This is a genomic window from Pectobacterium carotovorum (assembly GCF_900129615.1).
Lineage (GTDB): Bacteria > Pseudomonadota > Gammaproteobacteria > Enterobacterales > Enterobacteriaceae > Pectobacterium > Pectobacterium carotovorum.
Map to the genome: position 1 here is coordinate 343,660 of NZ_FQWI01000001.1, position 15,103 is coordinate 358,762.

Below are 15,103 nucleotides of genomic sequence, written 5' to 3' on the forward strand. Positions count from 1 at the left end.
AACAAGAATACCTACTTAGGGGTATATTTCGCTCGAAATTTAAACCCTATAAATGGAGTGGGTAATGAAAAAGACATCTTTCTTATTGTTGGCAGCGGCGCTCATGCCTGCATTGGCACAGGCTCATCAAGCGGGTGATTTCATTGTTCGGGCGGGTACGGCCACTGTGCATCCAAGTGAAAGTTCGGACAATGTGCTGGGGTTGGGAGAATTTCAGGTAAACAACAATACGCAGTTGGGCCTGACCTTCAGTTACATGGTGACAGATAATATTGGCGTTGAATTACTCGCCGCCACGCCGTTCAAACATAAAGTCGGAACACCTGGTACCGGAACGATTGCGGAAGTGAAACACCTGCCGCCTTCACTGGTTGCGCAGTACTATTTTGGTGATGCTCAAGATAAATTACGTCCCTATTTAGGCGTTGGCCTGAATTACACCCTGTTCTTCGATGAGAAATTTAATGATACGGGGAAAGGGGCTGGGTTGAGCGATCTGAACCTGAAAAACTCTTGGGGTGTTGCTGCACAAGCGGGCTTGGATTACAACCTGGATAAAAATTGGTTGGTAAATATGTCCGTGTGGTGGATGGATATCGATACCGATGTGAAGTTTAAAGCCGGTAACGATCAGCAAAGTATCCATACGAAGATTGACCCGTGGGCATTTATGTTTGGTGTCGGTTATCGTTTCTGATTGCTAGCTTAATTTCTCTCAACGAATAAAAAAACGGCGAAGTAAATAGCTTCGCCGTTTTTATAGACAGGAAATAACAAACCAATAAAGAGAACGCTATTTTATTACAGCAATTATCTAAATGGCGTTAGCCATTAGAAATTGTATTGAACACCAACGCGGTAGCGAGTTTGACGCTCGTCAGTAGTTTTGCTACCAGAAACGTTACCGACTTGAACGTAAGGTGTCCAATTTTTGTCGAATTTATAAGCCAGCTTAACATCGTGGGTCATGTCATAGTTCTCGTTGTCAGCGAGGTAGCCAACAGAACCGGATTTAGTTTTCTTGTCGTATTCAAATTCGTATTCAATGACAAAATTCGCTGGCAGTTTGTAACCCAATGTACTGGTGATTGTGTAGCCTTTCATATCAGAAGGGGCTGAAGTACCAATGCTGTCACTTTTGCGCAGGTAGGATGCACGGTAGCGCAGGCCATAGTACAGAGAATCTGTGATGTTGGCTGTGCCTTTGATATAAGGACGATAGTTGTTGTCTTTTGAAGAGGAAACCATATTTAAGCCAGCTTCCAAACCAAAGGTTTTATCGAATTTGTACAGGTAGCTAGCGGTGACTTCGGTACCGGTGCTGACCGTTTCGTTAAACGGTTTATTTGGTGTCTTGTCGTTATCAGATTGACCCCATTTAGCTTCCATGGACAAGCCAAAGCCGTTGTCAAAACGGTGTGACATCAGCAGGCGATCTTTATGATCGTTCTTTGCTGTATCTTTCATTTCGTGACGATAGTCAATCGTCACAGCCATGGAGCTTAAGCTGATTAAGGAGGTTACCACCATCGTCAATATTTTAACTTTCATTTTATTATCCCAAGTCAAAGAGAATTATTATTTAAAAACGCGCTGCCACTTTTGTTCAGCGGTTCCATTCTATTTATTATTTCTTACAGTAATGTGAACAAGATCGTTAAAAAGAGATAATTTTAAATGATCTCAGTTCTGTGATTTTCTTCGTGTTTTACTGGAGGGATTTATGCAATTTAAAAAATAAATAGTTACTTGGTTTATTTCTTTGTGATGGGTTTTAATAATTATTTCAATTTGAAAATATTTCTTACAATTATAATAAATTAGACATTAAATAATAATTGCGGATATTTCATTTTAATTAAATGGGAAATATTTTGAAACACTATTAGGCGCGCGATAGAACTTGCGTTAAGCACAAATCGCGCGCCTGAAAAGTGTTATGAACGCGTAGCGGCTTTCATTTCACTCACAAAGGCGTGTAACTCGGACAGCATCACATCAGGCTGGTTCAGATTTTTTTCGATAATCCGTACGATCGCGGAGCCAGAAATAGCCCCCGCTGCGCCTGAGGCTAACGTTTCCCGCACTTGGGCAGGATCGGAGATGCCAAATCCTTGCAAAGGCGGGGCAGCATGATATGCGTTCAGTTTGGCAACCAGATGATTCAGCGGCAGCTGTGCGCGCTTTTCTGCCCCGGTTACACCTGCGCGTGACACTAAATAGGTATAGCCGCGGCTATAAGAGGCGATCTCGCGCAGCAATTCATCGTCAGCATTGGGCGGACAGATAAAAATGGGGGCAATGCCGTGTCGAAGCGCCGCCGTACGGAATGGGGCTGACTCCACCACTGGCACATCTGCCACCAAAACTGAATCGACGCCAACCTGCGCACAGCGCTGATAAAATTCATCAATGCCGTTGCTGAAGACCAGATTGGCATACATCAGCAGGCCAATCGGGATTTCCGGGTATTTTTGACGTATAGCCGCCAGCATTTCGAAGCATTGGTCTGGTGTGACGCCTGCGGCAAAGGCGCGCAGATTGGCGTCCTGAATGGTCGGGCCATCCGCCAACGGGTCAGAGAAGGGCACGCCCAGCTCTAACGCGTCGGCACCGGCGGCAATCAGCGTGTCGATAATTTTCAGGGATTGCTCGGAAGAGGGATCGCCCAGCGTAACAAATGGAACGAACGCGCCTTCTTTTTTCTCTGACAGGCGGTTAAATAACTGTTGATAGCGCTCCATTAGATTTCTCCCCGATCTTTCAAAATATCATGCACGGTAAAGATGTCTTTATCACCACGGCCGGACAGGTTGACCACCAGCAGTTGCTCTTTTTCCGGTTCCGCTTTAATCATCTTCAAGGCGTGTGCCAGCGCGTGGGAAGATTCCAGCGCGGGTATAATCCCTTCACCGCGGCAGAGCGCTTTGAAGGCATCCAGCGCTTCGTCATCAGTAATCGAGACATAGTCAGCGCGGCCGATGCTGTTCAGGTAGGCGTGCTGCGGCCCTACGGACGGGAAATCCAGCCCGGCGGAAATCGAGTAGGACTCTTCAATTTGTCCGTCAGACGTTTGCATCATTGGAGACTTCATTCCGAAATAGATGCCGAGGCGACCATGTTTTAACGGCGCGCCGTGCTGCCCGGATTCAATGCCCAAGCCGCCAGGCTCAATGCCGATCAGGCGGACGTCAGTATCATCGATGAAATCAGCAAACATCCCAATCGCGTTAGAGCCACCGCCGACGCAGGCGAGTACCGCATCCGGCAAGCGACCTTCTTTTTCCAGAATCTGCGCTTTGGTTTCCTCACCAATCATGCGTTGAAACTCGCGCACGATAGTCGGGTAAGGATGCGGACCAGCGGCCGTTCCCAGCAGATAGTGTGCCGTTTCGTAGCTGCCAGACCAGTCACGTAGCGCTTCGTTGCAGGCATCTTTCAGCGTGGAGGAGCCGCTGTGAACTGGGATCACTTCTGCACCCATCAGACGCATGCGGAAGACGTTCGGCGACTGACGCTCAACGTCTTTTGCACCCATATAAACGCGGCATCTCAGGCCGAGCAGGGCGCAAGCCAGCGCCGTTGCGACACCGTGTTGGCCCGCACCCGTTTCGGCGATGATTTCGCTTTTACCCATGCGCTTAGCCAGCAGAGCCTGTCCGAGCACCTGATTGGTTTTGTGCGCACCGCCGTGCAGTAAATCTTCACGTTTCAGGTACAGCTTGGTTTTCGTCCCAGCGGTCAGGTTTTTACACAAGGTTAACGCTGTTGGGCGACCCGCGTAGTTTTTCAGCAGATCGGTAAATTCGGCCTGAAATTCAGGATCTTTCTGTGCACTGACGAAAGCCTCTTCCAACTGGCGTAACGCCGGGATGAGGATCTGCGGAACAAACTGCCCGCCGAATTCACCGAAGTAAGGGTTGAGTAATGTCATAATTTTCCCGTCTGTTTTAGTGTTGCGGCTGACGTAATGTCGCAAAAACCGCAGCAATTTTATGTGAGTCTTTTTTTCCCGGTTCGCTTTCTACCCCGGAATTGAAATCCAGTCCTGCGCAACCTTGCTGTGCCGCTAGTGCGCAGTTATCGCTATTCAGGCCACCGGCCAACAGCACGTTATCCAATGACTGATTCGCCAGCAGCGACCAATTAAAGGTTTTACCGCTGCCGCCCTGACCGTTGTCAAACAGGTAACGATCGACGTGGGTGAGGCTGCGTTCTGGCAGCACATCCGCGATGCTCAGCGCTTTCCAAATCTGGCAGGTCGCTGGTAATTGCTGACGTAACCGGTCGATGGTCTGTTGATCTTCATCACCGTGCAGTTGAACGGCTGCTAACCCTAACTGCGTTGTGATAGCAACGATGTGTTCGACGGGCGCATTGCGGAAAACACCGACATAGCGCAGTGGGGCGCCTGTCATCACGTCGGCGGCTTGTTTGGCGTCAACATAGCGTGGGGAACTGGCGACGAAGATTAACCCGCCGTAGAGCGCACCCGCTTGATAGGCTGCCTGTGCGTCTGCAGCGCGCGTCAGGCCGCAGACTTTGTTCTCACCTAGAATAACGCGGCGTACTGCGTCGTTCAGATCCGGCTCGGACATCAGTGAGCTGCCGATCAGGAAGCCCTGAGCAAACGCGCTGAGTTCACGAATCTGCGCCTGGCAGTTGATACCGGATTCACTGATCACAGTGACGCCTGCGGGCAGACGCGGCGCAAGCATCCGGGTACGGTTGAGGTCAATGGATAGATCGCGCAGGTCGCGGTTGTTGATCCCGACGACGCGCGCTTCGAGCTGAATGGCCCGCAGTAGCTCTTCTTCGTTACTGACTTCTGTTAACACGCCTAGCTTCAGGCTGTGCGCTACCTCGGCCAGTTGCTGATACTGCTCGTCGTCCAGCACGGACAACATCAGCAGAATGGCATCGGCCTGATAGTAGCGAGCCAGATAGATCTGGTAGGGCGAAATAATAAAGTCTTTGCACAACACCGGCTGATGTACTGCCGCGCTAACCTGTGGCAGGAAGGCAAAATCGCCCTGAAAATACTTCTCGTCGGTTAAAACGGAAATAGCAGACGCGTAACCTTTATAGACCTGAGCAATCGCTACCGGGTCGAAATCGTCGCGAATCAATCCCTTCGACGGTGAAGCCTTTTTGCATTCAAGAATAAAGGCGGGCTTATCTTGTTTCAGCGCCTGATAAAAGTCGCGCTGGCTGGGAACGATCTCATGCTGAAAAGAGGCCAGCGGCTGTGCTTTTTCTCGTTCTGCAACCCAGAGCGCTTTATCACGCACAATTTTATGTAATACGGTTTCCTGCATGGTTCCATTATCCTCTGGCGGACAGGGCGATAACGCGCTGATAAGCCTGTCCACTATGAATGACTTCAAGCGCCTGTTGCGCATTCTGGCGCAGATCTTCCTGTCCGAATAATCTCAGAAGCAGCGCAACGTTGGCGGCAACCGCCGCGGCGTGCGCGCGTTCACCTTTACCTTGTAGCAGTGACGCGAGAATGTCACGATTTTCTTCTGGCGTACCGCCTTGTAATGCCGACAGCGGATACGCATCCAGCCCGAAATCGCGGTGCGTCAGTTCGTAGGTTTCGATCTCGCCATTGTTTAACTCGGCAACCTGCGTTGGCGCATGAATCGCGACTTCATCCATCCCGCCGCCGTGTACGACCGCGGCACGCTGGTAGCCCAGCACCTTCAACGTTTCGGCGATAGGGCGAACTAATTCGGGGCTATACACGCCAATCAGCGCCAGCGGTGGGCGTGCCGGGTTAACCAACGGCCCCAGCACGTTGAAGACGGTGCGGGTTTTGAGCTGCTGACGAACCGGCATGGCATGGCGGAATCCCAGGTGATATTGCGGGGCAAACAGGAAACACACGCCCAGATCGTCCAGCGCCTGACGGGAATCCTGCGCGCTCATATCCAGCTTAATGCCGAAAGCGGAGAGCAAGTCGGAAGAACCGGAGCGGCTGGATACGCTGCGGTTGCCGTGCTTGGCGATTTTCAGGCCACAGCTGGCAGCAACGAAGGCACTGGCCGTCGAAATGTTGATGCTGTTGGTACCGTCACCGCCCGTACCGACGATATCGGCAAATAAATAGTCAGGGCGCGGGAACGGCTGCGCATCGGCCAGCAAGGCCGTGGCGGCACCGGCGATCTCATCGGGATGCTCGCCGCGCACTTTCATGCTAATCAGCGCCGCTGCCAATTGGCTGGCTTCCAGTTCACCGCGGATAATGGCACCAAACAGCGCCTGGCTTTCCTGACGGCTGATGCTTTCCGCACGGTATAATTTTTCCAGTATGTGTTGCATGGTCATGACATCCTGAGCAGTAGACGGTTCCCGGGTCTTAGAAGACTCTTGCGTAGAAGACAGTTGCATAATCGTATCCCTCGTTAAGCGAGCGCCCAGTCCAGCGTTTGTTCCAGCAGTCGAGCGCCGTGCGTGGTCAGAATCGACTCAGGATGGAATTGAAAACCACAGACGCGATCCGCATCGTTGCGCACGGCCATGACCATCGTGTTGAAGTGTGCGTTGACGGTCAGCGTCGACGGAATGTTGCTGCCGACCAGCGAGTGGTAGCGGGCAACGGGCAACGGATGCGGTAAACCGCTAAACATACCGCTGGCATCGTGGTCGATGGCAGACGCTTTGCCGTGCAGGATTTCACCCGCCTGACCGACATGGCCGCCGTAGGCTTCCACGATGGCCTGATGGCCGAGGCAAATGCCGATAATCGGCAGCTGGCCGCGTAAACGTTGCAGCAGTTCAGGCATACAACCCGCTTCGGCTGGCGTACCGGGGCCTGGGGAGAGCATCAGGATCGGTTTTTCCATTTGCTGTAAGCGCGCGATGATGACGTCGGCAGGCAGATGGTTACGGTAAATCACGACCTGATGACCGCTGGCACGCAGTTGATCCACCAGGTTGTAGGTGAATGAATCGATATTATCGAGCAGCAGGATGTCAGCCATCAGAAAATCTCCTTTGCATGGTGCGCACTAGCAATGGCTCGCAGTACGGCTCGGGCTTTATTACGCGTTTCGTCGGCTTCGGCCTGAGGGTTAGAATCCAGAACCACGCCCGCACCGGCCTGAACGGTGGCAATACCGTCTTCGACATAGGCGGAACGAATGACGATGCAGGTGTCCAGATCGCCGTGCGCGGTGAAGTAGCCGACGGCGCCGCCGTAGCTGCCGCGCCGGGTTTTCTCACTTTCGGCAATCAGCTGCATGGCCCGGACTTTCGGTGCGCCGCTCAGCGTGCCCATATTCATGCAGGCGCGGTAGGCGTGCAGCACATCTAAATCTTCACGCAATGTGCCCACCACGCGGGAGACCAGATGCATCACAAAGGAATAGCGGTCAACTTTGGTTAGGTCAGCAACGTAACGGCTGCCAGGCTGACAGATGCGCGCCAGATCGTTACGGGCTAAATCTACCAGCATCAAATGCTCAGCCAGCTCTTTATGGTCGGTACGCATTTCTAGTTCAATGCGGCTATCGAGATCGCGATCCAGTGAACCATCGGCACGGCGACCGCGCGGGCGAGTACCGGCAATGGGATAGATTTCGATTTGGCGGCTGTCGGCATCGTATTTCAGCGAGCTTTCCGGCGAGGCACCGAACAGCGTGAAATCCTGATCCTGCATGTAAAACATGTAAGGGCTGGGATTGCTATCCTTCAGCGTTTGGTAGGCGGCCAGCGGTGAAGGACACGGCAGAGAGAAACGACGCGACGGCACGACCTGGAAAATTTCACCGATGCGGATGGCTTCCTGCATCTGGCTGACGACTTCCCCGAAGGCTTCATCGCTCTGGTTGCAGCTCAGCGTCATGTCTTCGATGGATTGGCGCGGCAGCGCCGGCGCTGGCTGGGTGAGCTGAATTTGCAGTTGTTCCAGACGCTGTTGCAGACGCTGCTTTTCGCTCTGGCTCGGCGTAAACAGGCTGGCTTGCAGGGCGGTCACACGTTTTTGGTGGTCAAGCACCAGCAGCGTTTCTGCCAGATAGAAGCAAAAATCCGGGCAACGCTGCTGCTGGCTCAGCGCGGGTAGTTCTTCAAACCCAGCGACCAAATCGTAGGCGAACAGGCCGCCGAGGAACATGGCTTCACGCTCGTCTGTCGGGCAGGTGACCAGCGTCAGAATCTGGCGTAAGGCATCAAACACGGACAGCGAGCGCAGGCGAGCATCTTCGTCCTGCATCGCATCTGCCAGCGGGAAGGTGAGTTCACGGCCATTTGGACGCGGCTGATTGGTAATTTCTACTGGCAGCGCGGCATCCAGAAGCGGCAGAAGGCTGGCGCCGTTTGCCGTGAGTGCCTGAATGGAAACGTGCTGGCCTAGTGCGGTGATGCGCAGCGCGCTATCTACGATTAACAGGCTTTTCAGGTTTTCCTTGCTGTCGATTTCAGCCGACTCTAACAGCAACGTTGCAGGTCTGGCACCGCAGAGCTGATGGAAGATGGCGCTGGGGTCGTTACGATAAACGGCCTCGGTACGCAGCAGTTCCAGTTTAGGTTGTGTTGTTTGCATTCTTACTACCCGTTTAATGTTGTGCCCATCAAATAAAAAGCCCGCTTAATTAAGCGGGCCTGGGAATATCTGCATGTGTGATAACAGCAATGCGTGATTAGTCCACCCGCGAGAGGGAAGAGCGCCACCAACCATGCTTCATCATTTTCTGCGTTGCCATTATCATCATCTCACTGTTTGTATACTGGTTACTGTCCGCTTACTGCGCTTGCGTACTAGTTAACGGGTTCGGCGATGAAATGTCAACACCTTCAATATGATTATTTTATTACTCGGAAAAACGGTGGGCATTACCATTTGCTTCCTATTAATGGCATCATGCGGCCTTCGCATTATTCTTGTTAATGGATAGGCTTGTGCCAGAAGATTCTCAACCGATATCGTCATTTCCACTTTATGATTTGCATAGCCATACCACGGCATCTGATGGCCTTTTAACGCCGACGGCGCTGGTCAGTCGGGCGGTAGACATGCGGGTGAGCGTGCTGGCGATTACCGATCACGACACGACGGCTGGGCTTGACGAAGCGCAGAATGCGATTGCACAGCAGGGGTTGCCGCTGAGATTGATTCCCGGCGTGGAGATCTCCACGCTGTGGGAAAACCATGAGATCCATATTGTCGGGTTGGGGATGGATAGTGCACACCCAGCGTTAACGGGGTTGCTGCAACAGCAGGCGGCGTGTCGGCAGAATCGGGCGGAACAGATCGCTGCCCGGCTGGAAAAAAACCGCATTCCCGATGCGCTGGCTGGCGCACAGCGTCTGGCGACCGGAGGGCAGATTACGCGGGCGCATTTTGCGCGTTATCTGATCGAACTGGGCATCGCGACGAATATGAATCAGGTGTTCAAGAAATATCTGGCGAAAGGCAAAATCGGTTACGTGCCACCGCAGTGGTGCACTATCCCGCAAGCGATCGAGGCGATTCATCAATCTGGTGGTGTGTCGGTGTTGGCGCATCCGGGGCGCTACGATTTGACGGCCAAATGGCTAAAGCGCCTGTTAGCGACGTTTGCAGAAAGCGGCGGGATCGCAATGGAAGTGGCGCAATGCCAACAGGCCCCGGATGAACGTACGCAGTTGGGGCGCTATGCGCGTGACTTCAACCTGATGGCGTCGCAAGGATCGGATTTCCACCTGCCGTGCGCCTGGATTGAGCTGGGCCGCAAGCTGTGGCTGCCTGCCGATGTCGAGCCAGTCTGGCACCATCCCGTGTTGGTCGACTAGCGGTACATCATTGCGTAATGGCATCGCTATCTCATGAAATAACAATCTTTTACCATCAACACGTTCTATAATAACCCTATTGCACGATGACGCGGGTTGGAATGCACAACGCCGCGAAATGTCAGACGTATGAGGTAGGGTCATGAGCCAGTTTTTCTATATTCACCCACAGAATCCGCAGCCGCGATTGATCAATCAATCGGTGGAATTTTTGCATAAAGGTGGGGTGATTGTTTATCCAACGGATTCCGGTTACGCATTGGGCTGCATGTTGGGCGAAAAGAACGCGCTGGAACGCATCTGCCGGATACGCGATCTGGGTAGCGATCATAACTTCACGCTGATGTGTCGCGATCTGTCAGAACTGTCGACGTATGCCCATGTTGATAACTCGGCTTTTCGATTGATTAAAAATAATACGCCCGGTAATTACACGTTTATTCTGAAAGCGACGAAAGAGGTTCCTCGCCGCTTAATGAATGAAAAGCGTAAAACTATCGGCCTGCGCGTGCCGTCCAATCCTATCGCACTGGAGTTGCTGGCTGCGCTGAATGAACCGTTGATGTCGACAACGCTGATGTTGCCGGGAAATGATTTCGCCGAATCCGATCCAGAAGAAATTCAGGAAAGATTGGGAAAACAGGTGGACTTGATTATTCATGGTGGTTCTCTGGGTCAACAGCCGACGACGGTTATCGACTTGACCGAGTCCGTGCCGCGCGTCGCCCGTGAAGGCACCGGTGATGTCACGCCGTTCCTATAAGCGCTACGACAGGCTGTAACAATGGGAATACAAATGGCGCGAAGATCGGTATAATCGCGCCAGCATTGAATACGATGAACGATTTTTACGTACACATTATTTTTACGTAACTTGTTGAATTTTATCAGCAGTTATGACTCCCCCCGACGCCTGGGAAGGCGACACTAGAGGTTGCTCAATGAGCGAAAAGTTACAAAAAGTTCTGGCGCGCGCCGGACATGGCTCACGCCGCGAAATTGAAGTTATCATTCAGGCTGGACGCGTCAGCGTTGACGGTAAGATTGCCACTCTGGGCGATCGCGTTGAAGTGACGAAAGCCACCAAAATCCGTATTGATGGCCATGTGGTTACCGTTAAGGAAACCGAAGAGTCTGTGTGCCGCGTACTGATGTACTACAAACCGGAAGGTGAACTGTGCACGCGTAACGATCCTGATGGTCGCCCGACGGTATTTGACCGTCTGCCCAAAATTCAGGGTTCTCGCTGGGTTGCGGTAGGGCGTCTGGACGTAAACACATCTGGCCTGCTGCTGTTCACGACCGACGGTGAGTTAGCGAACCGCCTGATGCACCCAAGTCGTGAGGTTGAGCGCGAATACGCCGTGCGTGTCTTCGGGGAAGTTGACGACGAAAAGATCAAACAGCTGAGCAAGGGCGTACAGTTGGAAGACGGTCCGGCATCGTTCCGCACTATCCGCTATCAGGGCGGCGAAGGTCTGAACCAGTGGTATAACGTGACGCTGACCGAAGGGCGAAACCGTGAAGTTCGCCGTCTGTGGGAAGCGGTTGGCGTGCAGGTTAGCCGCCTGATTCGTGTACGCTACGGCGACATCACGCTGCCGAAAGGCATTCCACGCGGTGGCTGGACAGAAATGCCGCTGGAACAGCTGAACTATCTACGTGAATTAGTGCAGCTTCCGGCAGAAACGGTATCGAAACTGCCGGTTGAGCGCGAGCGCCGCCGGGTGAAGGCGAATCAGATCCGTCGTGCGGTAAAACGTCACAGCCAGATCAACAGTGCTCCGGCACGCCGCACTTCGCCAAAACCTAAGCGCAACGGGTAATACCGTTATCCTTACGCTTTACGGGCAGCTTTCGCTGCCCGTTTTCATTTCGCTTTGCTTATCAGCAATAAAAACTAACGACTACCAGTCAATACCTTGCTGTGCTTGAATCCCGCTATCAAACGCGTGTTTTACCGGACGCATTTCCGTCACGGTATCCGCCATTTCCAGCAAGTCACGATGGCAACCTCGTCCGGTAATAATGACCGTCTGCCCGGCAGGCCGTTGCTTTAAGGCAGTGACAACGTCACTTAAATCCAAGTAATCATAGCTAATCATATACGTCAGTTCGTCCAATACGACGAGGTCGAGCTGTGGATCGGCCAGCATGCGTTTGCCATGCTGCCAGACGTGTTGTGCCGCTTCGGTATCTGTCTGGCGATTCTGCGTATCCCAGGTAAAGCCTGTCGCCATTACCTGAAATTCCACGCCATGCTGTTGCAGCAGATTCTTCTCGCCGTTTGGCCATTCGCCTTTAATAAACTGGATCACGCCTGCCTGCAATCCGTGGCCTATCGCTCGCGTGACGGTGCCAAAAGCCGCCGTGGTTTTTCCTTTCCCGTTACCAGTGAAGACGATCAGGATACCGCGCGTTTCATTTGCGGCGGCAATACGGGCATCGACCTTTTCTTTCAGGCGCTGTTGGCGTTGCTGGTGGCGTTCATCGCTCATTGTGCGTGCTCTTCTCTATTATTCTGCTGGACCGGCTTTTCTGCCCGGCTGTGCATCAAAACTCATCCCCGTCTTGCGGCGGCTGTCATCGCCCATCAGATAGAGATACAGCGGCATAATATCTGCCGGCGTTTTCAGTCTCATCGGATCTTCGTTAGGGAAGGCTGACGCACGCATTCCTGTACGCGTTCCGCCGGGGTTAATACAGTTCACCCGCAGATTTTGTGAACGATACTCTTCGGCCAGCACTTGCATCAGGCCTTCTGTCGCAAACTTGGAGACGGAATAGGCTCCCCAGCCGGCGCGACCTTCGCGACCCACGCTGGAACTGGTGAAAACCAGAGAAGAGCAAGGTGATTTCAATAACAGCGGCAGCAGCGCCTGCGTCAGCATAAAGGTCGCATTGACGTTGACCTGCATAACCTGATGCCAGATCTCTGGCGTTTGCTGCACGATAGGGGTGATTTCCCCGAGCAACCCGGCGTTGTGGAGAACGCCATCCAGGTGTGGCACAACCTGCGCCAGTTCGTCAGCCAGTTGAAAGCACTGCGCGGAGGATAAGGCCAGCATATCGCAGACCACAACGTGCGCAGGCGTACCATGTTCCTGCTCGATCTGCTGTTTAACCGACTGAAGTTTACTTTCTGTCCGTCCTAATAAAATAACGTGTGCGCCGTAGCGAGCGTAGGTCAGCGCGGCTTCCCGGCCAATGCCGTCGCCAGCACCGGTGACCAGAATGATACGGTTTTGCAGTAAATCGATTTTAGGCTGGTAATGCACAATGAATTCCTCTTACCGTGGCGCAAAACAGCCACGTTTCAGATATATAGACCTGCCATCGCGTATACGGCATGGCGAGATGCGTCGGTCGTGCCACTCGGAACGTCAGATAACGGTGCATCCGGGCAGGGTGAATGGGGGTGTTATGCCTCAAATATCGACTGTTTTCAATGAGACTGCCTCTATTTATCCCCGTGCTGTTGTAAAAAGCAGCAGTAGGCGTAAAAACCACAGGAATAACATCGCCATATTGCGTGCCATCAGTTAGGTTATAGGAAGGGAATGGCGCACGACGTCAACGCCATGGTTGGTGAATAAACCAACATTAATTAATACGCAGTCAATGAGGACGGTGTTTGTGGAATTACTTTCTCTGTACGGTTTATTCCTGGCTAAGGTACTCACCATCGTGGTGGCTATTGGTGCGTTAGTCGTTTTGGCATTCGGGATGACGCAGCGTAAGCGTCCACATAAAGGTGAGTTGCAGGTCACGAATCTGGGTGAACAATATCAGGAAATGCAGCGCGAAATGCAGACTGCCTGTATGAGCGACACCGAGCGTAAGCTGTTATCCAAACAAGAAAAGAAGAAAGAAAAAGAAACCGCGAAGCAAGATAAACAGCGTGCCAAGCGCGGCGAAGAGAAAAGTGTCAAACCGTGCCTGTACGTACTCGATTTCAACGGCAGTATGGATGCGGGCGAAGTCAGTTCGCTGCGTGAAGAGATCTCCGCCGTACTCGCCGTAGCGAAACCGAAAGATGAAGTATTGCTGCGTCTGGAAAGCCCCGGCGGTGTGGTTCACGGCTATGGATTGGCGGCTTCGCAGTTACAGCGTCTACGTCAGGGCGGCGTGCGGTTGACTGTCTCGGTGGATAAAGTGGCTGCCAGCGGCGGATATATGATGGCCTGCGTGGCTGACCGCATCGTAGCGGCACCGTTTGCGATTGTAGGGTCTATTGGCGTCGTGGCACAAATTCCCAATTTCCACCGTTTGCTGAAAAACAAAGACATTGATGTTGAGCTGCACACCGCGGGTGAATTCAAGCGTACGTTGACGCTGTTTGGTGAGAACACTGAACAAGGCCGTGAGAAATTCCGCGAAGATCTGAATGTCACCCACACGCTGTTTAAGGATTTTGTGCAGCAGATGCGCCCCTCTCTGGATATTGATTCGGTGGCGACGGGAGAGCACTGGTTTGGCACTCAGGCGAAAGATCTGGGGTTGGTTGATGCTATCGGCACCAGTGACGATCTGCTGATTGCGGAAATGGCCAGCCATGAGGTATTAAGCGTTCGCTATACACGACGTAAACGCCTGCTGGATCGTCTGACGGGCAGCGCAGGTGATACCGCCGAACGACTGATGCTGCGCTGGTGGCAACGCGGTTCCAAGCCCCTGCTGTAATCGATGCAATATTAAGCCGTACGTAATCAAATGCCCGCGAATTTGCGGGCATTTGCATTTAATCGATCAAATCGTATTTTTCGGATAAAACATGCGCAAGATGTTTGAACATGTTAAATACCGCGGTGCTTTTTAAGGTCGGTATTCCGTTCTCATCGAGAAAAAATTCACCGCGAAAAACCAATACGCCGTTTTTTTGTTCTACGCTATCAGCGACCATGCCATGCAAATAATCATCGTGATGTTTAATGATGTTATTGGCTTCAATTAATAAGCTCTGGCGGTCAATAGGGCGCTTTTCTTCGTTAACCTGATGTTCAGGTGACATGATTGTTACTCCTGTACTCACCCTTGAAAAAGGGGGGCGTTGCACTATATCAACAAGGTTATTTCTAAAATCAACACCGCGATTTCAAAACGCAATGCGGTTATTTCAAAAGTCGCATCAAGAGAAAGGGTACTGCGATACGGTTTCAGCGTAAAGCGTAGATTATGATGCAAATGGACTACATTTTAGGCGCTTACCTGCCGATATTCAGTGTGGCAGGAAGCGGATAAAACAGGGTTTCCATGCTAATTAGGTTGCGTGCCAATATTTATCAGGTAGAGTGTGGGATTTTGCGCAGTCAGTAGAATCCGCTCT

13 protein-coding genes, 1 pseudogene and 1 other annotated feature are annotated in these 15,103 nt (G+C 52.2%); of the genes and pseudogenes, 5 read left to right on the forward strand and 9 right to left on the reverse strand.

Features of this window, described 5'->3' with window-relative positions:
• The first annotated feature begins 64 nt into the window (after window positions 1-64).
• On the forward strand, window positions 65-697 hold the full coding sequence (gene ompW / locus BUB06_RS01560) for an outer membrane protein OmpW (protein ID WP_039473029.1): 633 nt from the start codon (window positions 65-67) through the stop codon (window positions 695-697).
• A gap of 134 nt (window positions 698-831) precedes the next feature.
• Here the strand turns inward: ompW and BUB06_RS01565 are convergent, their stop codons facing one another.
• From BUB06_RS01565 to BUB06_RS01595, 6 genes and pseudogenes are all read right to left on the reverse strand, one after another.
• Window positions 832-1,551, reverse strand: coding sequence for an oligogalacturonate-specific porin KdgM family protein (locus BUB06_RS01565; protein ID WP_039473030.1), 720 nt, complete (start codon window positions 1,549-1,551; stop codon window positions 832-834).
• 386 nt (window positions 1,552-1,937) lie between these two features.
• The gene (gene trpA, locus BUB06_RS01570) at window positions 1,938-2,744 is read right to left on the reverse strand and encodes a tryptophan synthase subunit alpha (RefSeq protein WP_039473032.1); all 807 of its coding nucleotides are present in this window, start codon (window positions 2,742-2,744) and stop codon (window positions 1,938-1,940) included.
• On the reverse strand, window positions 2,744-3,937 hold the full coding sequence (gene trpB, locus BUB06_RS01575) for a tryptophan synthase subunit beta (protein ID WP_174447485.1): 1,194 nt from the start codon (window positions 3,935-3,937) through the stop codon (window positions 2,744-2,746). The genes trpA and trpB overlap by 1 nt, the downstream gene beginning before the upstream one ends.
• Window positions 3,938-3,950: 13 nt before the next feature.
• Window positions 3,951-5,318: a bifunctional indole-3-glycerol-phosphate synthase TrpC/phosphoribosylanthranilate isomerase TrpF gene (trpCF, locus tag BUB06_RS01580; RefSeq protein WP_039473035.1), complete on the reverse strand. Its 1,368-nt coding sequence runs from the start codon at window positions 5,316-5,318 to the stop codon at window positions 3,951-3,953.
• Between the two features lie 7 nt (window positions 5,319-5,325).
• Window positions 5,326-6,986, reverse strand: a pseudogene (gene trpD, locus BUB06_RS22230) (bifunctional anthranilate synthase glutamate amidotransferase component TrpG/anthranilate phosphoribosyltransferase TrpD).
• The gene (locus BUB06_RS01595; protein ID WP_039473038.1) at window positions 6,986-8,548 is read right to left on the reverse strand and encodes an anthranilate synthase component 1; all 1,563 of its coding nucleotides are present in this window, start codon (window positions 8,546-8,548) and stop codon (window positions 6,986-6,988) included. Before BUB06_RS01595 ends, trpD begins: the two are co-directional and overlap by 1 nt.
• A gap of 31 nt (window positions 8,549-8,579) precedes the next feature.
• Window positions 8,580-8,684: a sequence feature (Trp leader region), on the reverse strand.
• Between the two features lie 220 nt (window positions 8,685-8,904).
• Here BUB06_RS01595 and rnm point away from each other — a divergent pair.
• The 3 genes from rnm to rluB all read left to right on the forward strand — a co-directional run bounded on the left by rnm (window position 8,905) and on the right by rluB (window position 11,603).
• On the forward strand, window positions 8,905-9,777 hold the full coding sequence (gene rnm / locus BUB06_RS01600) for an RNase RNM (RefSeq protein ID WP_039473040.1): 873 nt from the start codon (window positions 8,905-8,907) through the stop codon (window positions 9,775-9,777).
• A 142-nt stretch (window positions 9,778-9,919) separates the two neighbouring features.
• Window positions 9,920-10,540, forward strand: coding sequence for an L-threonylcarbamoyladenylate synthase (locus BUB06_RS01605; protein ID WP_039473043.1), 621 nt, complete (start codon window positions 9,920-9,922; stop codon window positions 10,538-10,540).
• Window positions 10,541-10,718: 178 nt separating this feature from the next.
• On the forward strand, window positions 10,719-11,603 hold the full coding sequence (gene rluB, locus BUB06_RS01610) for a 23S rRNA pseudouridine(2605) synthase RluB (RefSeq protein WP_010295189.1): 885 nt from the start codon (window positions 10,719-10,721) through the stop codon (window positions 11,601-11,603).
• An 81-nt stretch (window positions 11,604-11,684) separates the two neighbouring features.
• Here the strand turns inward: rluB and cobO are convergent, their stop codons facing one another.
• Both cobO and BUB06_RS01620 read right to left on the reverse strand, forming a co-directional pair.
• Window positions 11,685-12,275 (reverse strand): cob(I)yrinic acid a,c-diamide adenosyltransferase, encoded by a 591-nt coding sequence (gene cobO / locus BUB06_RS01615; protein WP_039473046.1) that lies wholly within the window; start codon window positions 12,273-12,275, stop codon window positions 11,685-11,687.
• Window positions 12,276-12,293: 18 nt separating this feature from the next.
• On the reverse strand, window positions 12,294-13,055 hold the full coding sequence (locus tag BUB06_RS01620) for a YciK family oxidoreductase (RefSeq protein ID WP_039473049.1): 762 nt from the start codon (window positions 13,053-13,055) through the stop codon (window positions 12,294-12,296).
• A 358-nt stretch (window positions 13,056-13,413) separates the two neighbouring features.
• Between BUB06_RS01620 and sohB the strand changes: the two genes are divergently transcribed.
• Window positions 13,414-14,460 (forward strand): protease SohB, encoded by a 1,047-nt coding sequence (sohB, locus tag BUB06_RS01625; protein ID WP_010295186.1) that lies wholly within the window; start codon window positions 13,414-13,416, stop codon window positions 14,458-14,460.
• 58 nt (window positions 14,461-14,518) lie between these two features.
• On the opposite strand, the gene BUB06_RS01630 is transcribed toward sohB, so the two are convergent.
• Complete coding sequence (locus tag BUB06_RS01630) at window positions 14,519-14,788, reverse strand: YciN family protein (protein WP_010295185.1); 270 nt, start codon at window positions 14,786-14,788, stop codon at window positions 14,519-14,521.
• Window positions 14,789-15,103: the final 315 nt, after the last annotated feature.

Bases quoted from the DNA above. Each gene is read 5' to 3' on its own strand.
- ompW (WP_039473029.1), top strand. From the start codon at position 65: ATGAAAAAGACATCTTTCTTATTGTTGGCAGCGGCGCTCATGCCTGCA.
- BUB06_RS01565 (WP_039473030.1), bottom strand. From the start codon at position 1,551: ATGAAAGTTAAAATATTGACGATGGTGGTAACCTCCTTAATCAGCTTA.
- trpA (WP_039473032.1), bottom strand. From the start codon at position 2,744: ATGGAGCGCTATCAACAGTTATTTAACCGCCTGTCAGAGAAAAAAGAA.
- trpCF (WP_039473035.1), bottom strand. From the start codon at position 5,318: ATGCAGGAAACCGTATTACATAAAATTGTGCGTGATAAAGCGCTCTGG.
- BUB06_RS01595 (WP_039473038.1), bottom strand. From the start codon at position 8,548: ATGCAAACAACACAACCTAAACTGGAACTGCTGCGTACCGAGGCCGTT.
- BUB06_RS01605 (WP_039473043.1), top strand. From the start codon at position 9,920: ATGAGCCAGTTTTTCTATATTCACCCACAGAATCCGCAGCCGCGATTG.
- rluB (WP_010295189.1), top strand. From the start codon at position 10,719: ATGAGCGAAAAGTTACAAAAAGTTCTGGCGCGCGCCGGACATGGCTCA.
- cobO (WP_039473046.1), bottom strand. From the start codon at position 12,275: ATGAGCGATGAACGCCACCAGCAACGCCAACAGCGCCTGAAAGAAAAG.
- BUB06_RS01630 (WP_010295185.1), bottom strand. From the start codon at position 14,788: ATGTCACCTGAACATCAGGTTAACGAAGAAAAGCGCCCTATTGACCGC.